The 6,975-nt window shown below is 67.0% G+C and carries 8 protein-coding genes; 2 read left to right on the top strand and 6 right to left on the bottom strand.

From position 1 onward, the window contains the following. Nucleotides 1-314: 314 nt before the first annotated feature. The 3 genes from AC1D34_RS32100 to AC1D34_RS32090 form a co-directional block, all read right to left on the bottom strand. Nucleotides 315-746 carry a nuclear transport factor 2 family protein gene (locus AC1D34_RS32100; RefSeq protein ID WP_441507333.1) on the bottom strand — a complete coding sequence of 144 codons (432 nt, stop codon included), beginning with the start codon at nt 744-746 and terminating at the stop codon, nt 315-317. 82 nt (nt 747-828) lie between these two features. Next, nucleotides 829-1,176 carry an Atu4866 domain-containing protein gene (locus AC1D34_RS32095; RefSeq protein ID WP_441507332.1) on the bottom strand — a complete coding sequence of 116 codons (348 nt, stop codon included), beginning with the start codon at nt 1,174-1,176 and terminating at the stop codon, nt 829-831. Next, nucleotides 1,176-1,904: an SDR family oxidoreductase gene (locus AC1D34_RS32090; RefSeq protein ID WP_441507331.1), complete on the bottom strand. Its 729-nt coding sequence runs from the start codon at nt 1,902-1,904 to the stop codon at nt 1,176-1,178. Before AC1D34_RS32090 ends, AC1D34_RS32095 begins: the two co-directional genes overlap by 1 nt. A gap of 121 nt (nt 1,905-2,025) precedes the next feature. Here AC1D34_RS32090 and AC1D34_RS32085 point away from each other — a divergent pair, with 121 nt between their 5' ends. Further along, the gene (locus tag AC1D34_RS32085; RefSeq protein WP_441507330.1) at nt 2,026-2,964 is read left to right on the top strand and encodes a LysR family transcriptional regulator; all 939 of its coding nucleotides are present in this window, start codon (nt 2,026-2,028) and stop codon (nt 2,962-2,964) included. 137 nt (nt 2,965-3,101) lie between these two features. On the opposite strand, the gene AC1D34_RS32080 is transcribed toward AC1D34_RS32085, so the two are convergent. The 3 genes from AC1D34_RS32080 to AC1D34_RS32070 all read right to left on the bottom strand — a co-directional run bounded on the left by AC1D34_RS32080 (nt 3,102) and on the right by AC1D34_RS32070 (nt 5,275). Further along, nucleotides 3,102-3,311 carry a hypothetical protein gene (locus AC1D34_RS32080; protein ID WP_441507329.1) on the bottom strand — a complete coding sequence of 70 codons (210 nt, stop codon included), beginning with the start codon at nt 3,309-3,311 and terminating at the stop codon, nt 3,102-3,104. Nucleotides 3,312-3,466: 155 nt separating this feature from the next. Then, complete coding sequence (gene mctP, locus AC1D34_RS32075; protein ID WP_441507328.1) at nt 3,467-5,014, bottom strand: monocarboxylate uptake permease MctP; 1,548 nt, start codon at nt 5,012-5,014, stop codon at nt 3,467-3,469. Nucleotides 5,015-5,068: 54 nt separating this feature from the next. Continuing rightward, complete coding sequence (locus AC1D34_RS32070) at nt 5,069-5,275, bottom strand: DUF3311 domain-containing protein (protein WP_441507327.1); 207 nt, start codon at nt 5,273-5,275, stop codon at nt 5,069-5,071. Nucleotides 5,276-5,562: 287 nt separating this feature from the next. Between AC1D34_RS32070 and AC1D34_RS32065 the strand changes: the two genes are divergently transcribed. Further along, entirely contained in the window at nt 5,563-6,960 is a 1,398-nt protein-coding gene (locus AC1D34_RS32065; protein ID WP_441507326.1) for a DUF2252 domain-containing protein, read from the top strand. Nucleotides 6,961-6,975: the final 15 nt, after the last annotated feature.

The following is a 6,975-nucleotide window of genomic DNA, read 5'->3' as shown; positions in this document are numbered from 1 at the left end:
CGGCGGCGCTGCGGGCCGGGTCACTGGTTGCGGTCGCAGCGACCGTGCCGCGACGCCGCTTCTACGCCCTACAGCACAAGGAGCGCTATGTCGGCCGGGCCGCGCAGGCCTTTCTGTCGCTCCTGCGCGAGYAGGCCGGCGCGGCCGAACCTGGCAGCGGGCGCATCTGATCCCAGACCGCTCCCGGCCCGAACCGCTGCCGGCCCGGCGGCTCCATCCGAAGCGTCAGCGCTGGCGTGGCTGATTGTTGTCGACGACCTGCTGGTAGGCGACGAGGTCGAGGAACGCCTCGGCCTCGGCGACCTTGCCGTCCTTCATCCGGAACACCAGGCGAACTGGTTGCGATAGGGATGTCCGCCAGTCGTCGTGGCCGTCGCGTCGAAGCGGACGATCACCCGGTCGCCGACGGCCCAGATGTGCCGGACCTGGGGAACGAGCGGGGTCGCGAGGCGGCTGACCAGCGGCACGGAGGCCCGCTCAATGAAATCCGTCATGCCGCGATAGGTGCCCGCGACGGAACCGGAGCCCGGAATCGTCCAGACGATGTCGGGGGCCAGCAGCTGCTGGAAGACATTGTCCCCGGCGGCCCAGCGCTGGAACGCGTCGCGCACGATGGTCTCGTTGCGTGCGGTGTCGGCCTGGGCCGGCGCGGCGATGGCCGGCGCGATGGCCAGGGCGACGATGGCCGCAAGCCCGATGCGCCGGGCGGCGGTCGCAGGTCGATTGAATGGGGCAGCAGAGTTCATTGAACGTCTCCTTCGCTTCAGGGTGGTTGGGAAAGCGGCCCGGGCGACCACCGCGCGGGGCCGCCACTGCCGGAAATCCGGCTTACGGGGCCGTCGCGGAGGACGGCCGGACACGCCGGCGAAGAACCATGCCGGCATGGTGGAGGGTGTCGTTGTCGACGAAGTCGCCGTCGGCGGTGAAGCCGGTATCGTCCCAGTATTCGATGTGTCGGCCTGTCACTTCGTATCGCCCGCGATAGGCGCCCTCGCGGTTGCCGCGCGCCTCGACATAGCGGCCGTCCGGCAGGAGTTCGTGGCGGATCCGGTTGTCGTCGGTGACCCACATGTCGACAAAGGGATGAGTGGCCTGCGTCATGGGTTTCTCCGCGAAGGCAGCACCTGCAAGCGCCGCCACGACACCCGTCGCGACGGTAATGACCCCGGCCCGCATCAGTGCGGCGCCCTGGTCGAGCGGACGACGATCTCGTTGACGTCCACGTCCTCGGGCTGCTCCAGCGCGTAGCGGACGGCCCGACCGATGGCGTCAGGCTGGAGCGCAATGCTCCGGTAGGTCTTCATGGCTTCGGCCGCCGCGCGATCGGTGATCGTACCGGCGAGCTCGCTCTCGACGACGCCGGGATGGATGCAGGTGACCCTGATGTCGCTGCGCTCCTGGCGCAGGCCGTCCGAGATCGCCCGGACGGCATATTTCGTGGCGCAGTAGACGGCCGCCGTCGGCGAGACGCTGAGCGCACCGATCGAGGCGATGTTGACGATGTGGCCGGAGCCCCGGGACGTCATCTCCGGCAGGACCGCGGCGATTCCGTAGAGGACGCCCTTGATGTTGACGTCGACCATGCGGTCCCACTCGTCGACCTTCAGGGAGGCCATCGGCGAGAGCGGCATCACGCCGGCATTGTTGACGATGACGTCGATCCGCCCGAACTGCTGACGGGCTGCGTCGGCGAAGCGCAGGACGTCGTCCTGCCGCGTCACATCCAGGCGGCGATAGTCGACCTTCGCGCCGCCCTGCCGAAGCTCTTCGGCGAGGGCATCGAGTCGCTCGACCCTGCGTGCGCCCAGCATCAGACGGGCTCCGGCGGCGGCGAGCTCGCGGGCGATGCCGACGCCGATGCCGCTTGATGCCCCGGTCACCAGAACGGTCTTGTCCATAGCCATGGTCCAACTCCTCTCGCTTGGTCCGCTGCGTGATGCGGAACCCGTGATCGAGGAGATAGGCGCCCGGCGCTGTCGCCGGTATCTAGCCAGGAGGCGACGCTATGGTTAGACTTTCTAACCAATGGCGACCGACCTCAACGCGCTCGCGACCTTCGTCCTGGTCGCCGAGGAACGAAGCTTCCGGGCAGCCGCGGACCGGCTAGGCGTGACGCGCTCGGCCGTCAGCCAGACGATCAGGCGGCTCGAGGACGCAATGGGCATTGCCCTCGTCCACCGCACCACCCGCAGCGTCGGCCTCACCGAAGCCGGCGAGCGTCTCCATGCCGACATCGCCCCGTCGCTGGCCGATATCCGCGCGGCGACCGAGGCTGCTCATCAACTCGGCTCCGGACCGCGCGGCCAGTTGCGGCTGGCGGTCTCCTCGATCGCAGAGAGTTTCCTGTCAGGCCCGCTTCTCACCAGTTTCGGGGTGGCATGCCCGGACGTGCAGCTGGACGTCCTGGTGACGGATGACGAGATCGACATCGTCGCCTACGGCTATGACGCGGGCGTGCGGCTCGGCGAGGTCATCGAGCAGGACATGATCGCCGTTCCCGTCTCCGCCCCGCAACGGCAACTCGCCGTCGGCGCTCCCGGCTACCTGGCGCGCCGGGGGACGCCGATCCATCCGCGCGAGCTCGCGGCGCATCGCTGCATCGGCTGGCGCCCGGCGCCACGAGCGGCTCCCTACCGGTGGGAGTTCACGGAGGCGGGCCAGGATTTCGCGGTTGACGTGAAGCCGGAGGCCACCACCAACGATATGGCGCTGATGATCCGCATGGCGGTCGCGGGCGGCGGCATCACCATCGGGCTGGAGGAAACATTTCGACCGTCCATCCAGCGCGGGGAGCTCGTTCCCGTGCTCGAAGAATTTTGCCCGTTCTTCCCGGGGTTCTTCCTGTATTATCCGAGCCGCCAGAACATGGCGCCGAAGCTGCGCGCCTTCGTCGATCACATCCGCAAGAGCCGGAAGCGCTCGGTCGGCTCGGCGAACGCGTCGCGCATGCCAAGGTCGGCATAGGCGCCCGCCACCGCCCTCGAACGCCCCCTATCGCGGCCGAGGACTGGCGCGTGACATGCGCGTTCGCTGGGCTGGGAAGAGCGGACCAGCGCAACGACGGTCCCGCTTCACGCCCTTCTGCAGGCGCATGGCTGGTATCAGCCGCGTCCTCGCTGTCGATCAAGCGCACCCTGCAATTGCCCGACGCGGATGGCCAATGCCTCCTTGGTCAGATTGATCCCTTCGGGTGCTCCATCAATCGACAAGAGCACGCCGCGCTCAGCCATTTCGAGCTGCTCCTGCGCAAGTTCCAGGTGCTTCTGCATGATCTGCGTGACGCGGTCCTTGGCCTCCTGGTCCGTATCCATAGGGCCCTCGCTTCTTCGCTCCTGATCAGGCGACGATCTCACAACCGGGGCGACGCGCCAAATAGTCTGCGGCTTCGCCATCCCGGTCCAAGCCAAGGGGACAGCGTGGCGCCGTGAGGAGGCCGTGGCCCATGTCCGGCCCGGTCCCCGGGGTGTCAGGCGGAATAATCGGCGGCCATCGTCTCGTCGGCCGCGATCGAATGGGCCTTCAACGCCCGGAAGAGCAAGGTCAGCACGACGGCGATGACGAGGTTCAGGACCAGCGTGTAGACGGCGGTGTAGCCCGGGAAGACATGCCCGCCAAAGCTGAGCGGAAAGGTCGGCGTCAGATTGGACGCGAAGGCCATCAGCGTGCCGGCGACGATCCCGGCCAGCCAGCCGATCAGCAGCGCCCAGCCGTTGAACCAACGCGTATAGACGCCGAGCATCACCGCCGGCAGCGTCTGGATGATCCAGATGCCGCCGAGCAGCTGCAGCTGGATGGCATATTGCGTCGGCACGAACAGGATGAAGACGAGCGCACCCAGCTTGACGACCAGCGAAACCCATTTCGCCATCTGGGCCTCCTGCCGGTCGGTCGGGTTCCGGTTGATGAACTCCCGGTGGATGTTGCGGGTATAGAGATTGGCGGCCGCGATMGACATGATCGCCGCCGGAACCAGGGCGCCGATGCCGATGGCGGCGAAGGCGATGCCGACGAACCAGGCCGGGAAACTGTGCAGGAACAGGGCCGGCACCGCGAAATTATTGCCGAACTCGGCAAAGCCCGCCGCATATTCMGGCATGCTGCGGACGCCGGCGGCGATCGCGAAGAAGCCGAACAGCGCGAGAATGCCGAGCAGGAAGGAATAGGCCGGCAGCATGGCGGCGTTGCGCCGGATGGCCTTGCCGCCATTGGCGCTGAGAATGCCGGTGATGGAATGCGGATAGAGGAACAGCGCCAGCGCCGATCCGAGCGCCAGCGTCGCGTAGGTGCTGTAGGCCCCGGTCGAGCCGGGGGGCGGCGTTTCGAGCAGGACCTTCGTGTCCGGCACCGCGGCGAAGATCTTGGCAAAGCCGCCGAGCTGGATCGGGATGATGATGATCGCGGCAAAGGCGGTGACATAGATCAGGATGTCCTTGACGATCGCGATCGAGGCCGGCGCGCGCAGGCCGCTCGAATAGGTGAAAGCCGCCAGGACCAGGAAAGCGAAGATCAGCGGCAGGTCGGCGGCAAGGCCGGTCCCGGAAATGCCGAGCGCGCCGATGACCACCTGGATGCCGACGAGCTGCAGCGCGATATAGGGCATGGTCGCGAGGATGCCCGTGATGGTCACGGCGAGCGCCAGCCAGCGATTGCCGAAGCGGCCGCGGACGAAATCGGCGGCGGTGATGTAGCCGTGCCTGTGGCAGACATGCCAGAGCCTGGGAAAGACCAGGAACAGGATCGGGTAGATCACGATCGTGTAGGGCACGGCGAAGAACGCCACCGCCCCGGCGCCGAAGGCGAGAGCCGGCACGGCGATGAAGGTATAGGCGGTGTAGAGGTCGCCGCCGACCAGGAACCAGGTGATCCAAGTGCCGAATCTGCGGCCGCCGAGGCCCCATTCGTGCAGCTGGTCGAGATCTGCCTTGCGCCAGTTGGCGGCGGCGAAGCCGAGCCACGTGATGAAGCCGAACAACGCCACGAACACCGTGGTGGCGGTCCAGTTCACGTCATGCATGACACGCTCCTGTCGGAGCTCGTCGTCGTCAGGCACAGGGTCTGGTCGGGCGAGCTAGTCCTTGGTCCCGAAGTAGACGGTGGCGGTGAAGGCGGCTCCGATCAGCACCCAGAGCATCTGGTACCAATAGAAGAACGGAATGCCTGCCCAGACCGGGTCGAGCCGGTTGTAGAACGGCGGCCAGAGTACCGCGATGAACTGGACGATGAAGAGCAGGTACCACCAGCTCCATCCGCCCCGACGTTCCCCGGAGCCGTTCATTCCGAACCCTCCCGACATCGTGCCTTTGGGCCAGATTAGACAGTATGCTCCTCTCGGGCATTGTCTGGCAATGTCTCTCCGAATACCTGCGACAACGAGAACAGATGCTTGCGGGCTTTGGAAACGAACAGCATCCGGGTCACGGCCTCTTGCTTGGGCATCGCCCCCGGAGGCTGGTATAAACGGGTCCTGCGCAAGCGACGGGTCGCGGAATACGGCCGCCAAGGACAGGTCCGTCGACGAACAGCATGTCCATGCGGGCCGAAACGGCAAGATCGAGGTCCCCGATGACGCGACATCAACCGGCCAAGCCGCAGCTTCTGTCCCGTGCCGAGCGCTACGCCGCCGGCAAGGCCCTGCGCGGCAAGGTTCCGCGCGAGAGCCATGCCGACTGGGCGCCCCGCTCCAGCAGCGACGCTGTCGCCATTCTCGCCGGGACCGATGACAGCCGCATTCCGGAGCTTCTGCCGATCCGCTACGAGCGCATGATGCTGAGCCCGTTCGCCTTTCTGCGCGGTGCGGCGGCCGTGATGGCGGAAGATCTGGCCGGCCTGCCATCGGCCGGTCTGCCCGTTCAGGCCTGCGGCGACTGTCATCTCATGAATTTCGGCGCCTTCACCACGCCGGAAGAGAACGTCCTGTTCGACATCAACGATTTCGACGAAACGCTGCCGGGCATCGACTTCGCCGTCGATCTCAAGCGCCTGGCCGCCAGTGTCGCTGTGGCAGCGCTCGACGCCGGATTTTCCAGGAGGACCGCCCGGCTCACCGTTGCAGCGACGGTGAGCGCCTATCGCCGCCGGCTGCGCAGGCTGGCCAAGCTCACTCCGCTGGAGGCCTGGCATGCGCGCACCGAACTCGGAGAGGAACTGGAGCGGATCGACGACCCGACGCTGCGCAAGCATGTGCAAGGCCTGCTCACCAAGGCGTCGCGCAATCCGCAGCAGGACAGCAACTTTCCCCGCCTGCATACCGGGGCGGACGGCTCCTGGGGCATCGAGGACCGGCCGCCGCTGATCTACCATCTGCCTGAGGAACGCGACAGCACGCGCTCGCTGCAGGCCCACAAGGTCTTCCATCACTATCGCGAGACCCTGCCGCCCGAGCGCCGCGTGCTGGTGACGCGCTACGGCCTGCGGGACCTCGCCTTCAAGGTCGTCGGCGTCGGCAGCGTCGGCACGTTCTGCGTCGTAGGCCTGTTCATGACGGCCGATGACGAGCCGTTGTTCCTGCAGGTCAAGGAAGCCCAGACCTCGGTCCTCGCCCGGCTGACGAAGAGCAAGAACCCGGGGCCACCGCATCAGGGACAGCGGGTGGTGGAAGGCCAGCGCATGCTGCAGGCGGCCAGCGACGTCTTCCTGGGCTGGGCGGATGACAGCGCCAGCGGGCGGCATTTCTACGTTCGGCAACTCAAGAACCGCCGCCTCGGATCGATCGCCGAAGTGGTGGAGGGCCAGGCCCTGACGGCCTATGCCGAACTCTGCGGCCGCACGCTTGCACGCGCGCATGTCCGCTCGGGCGATGCGGCGACGATCGCCGGTTACATGGGGGCGTCGGGGATCTTCGACGACGCCTTGACCAGTTTCGCGATGGCCTATGCCGCGCAGACCGCACTGGACCACGAGGCGCTCGTTGCAGCCAAGGGGCCCGTCAAGACAGCGCAGGAGCGAGCCAAAGCAGCATGAAGGGCCGCGCGGCCC

This window comes from Allobosea sp. P1_A7, assembly GCF_056406775.1.
Note: the sequence above shows the minus strand (reverse complement) of the source record. Positions and strands in the feature narration are given on the sequence as shown.